General features: G+C 68.1%; 2 pseudogenes. Both read right to left on the bottom strand.

Going from position 1 to position 505, the window contains the following annotated elements:
* A pseudogene (locus PV341_RS45295) lies at nt 1-375 on the bottom strand (electron transfer flavoprotein subunit alpha/FixB family protein); the annotation flags it as partial.
* A gap of 37 nt (nt 376-412) precedes the next feature.
* Nucleotides 413-505: pseudogene (locus tag PV341_RS45290) on the bottom strand (electron transfer flavoprotein subunit beta); the annotation flags it as partial.

The following is a 505-nucleotide window of genomic DNA, read 5'->3' as shown; positions in this document are numbered from 1 at the left end:
CGGACCCTGCTCACCGGCCACCACATCCACCGCATCGGTGATGATGCCCGACCCCAACCGCAACGCCAGCCGCGCCGCGACCTCCTTGCCCTCACCCGAGGACGGCACCAGCACCGCCACCGGACTCACCACCCGCGCAGCCGCCTCCAGCGCGTCCACCTTCGGCACCACCAGATACTGCGCGAACTCCGCCGCGTCATTGACCAGCACCCGGGTCGCACCATGCTCACCCAGCACACCCGCGGTCGCCTCCGCACCGGCACCCAACGCGAGGGCCACCGGCTCACCCAGCCGACGCGCGATCGTCAGCAACTCCAGCGTCGGCTTGCGGACCGCACCATCCACATGATCGACATAAACGAGGACTTCACCCATGGGACTACCTACTCCTGCGAACTCGATGGAAGACGCTTCAGATGAACTTCTGGCCCGCGAGGAACTCCGCGAGCTGCTTGCCGCCCTCGCCCTCGTCCTTCACGATCACACCGGCCGTCCGCGGCGGACG

The sequence above is a fragment of the Streptomyces sp. PA03-1a genome (assembly GCF_033792805.1).
Classification (GTDB): domain Bacteria; phylum Actinomycetota; class Actinomycetes; order Streptomycetales; family Streptomycetaceae; genus Actinacidiphila.
The sequence above is the reverse complement of the archived record's forward strand: the minus strand, read 5'-3'. Positions and strand labels throughout refer to the sequence as shown.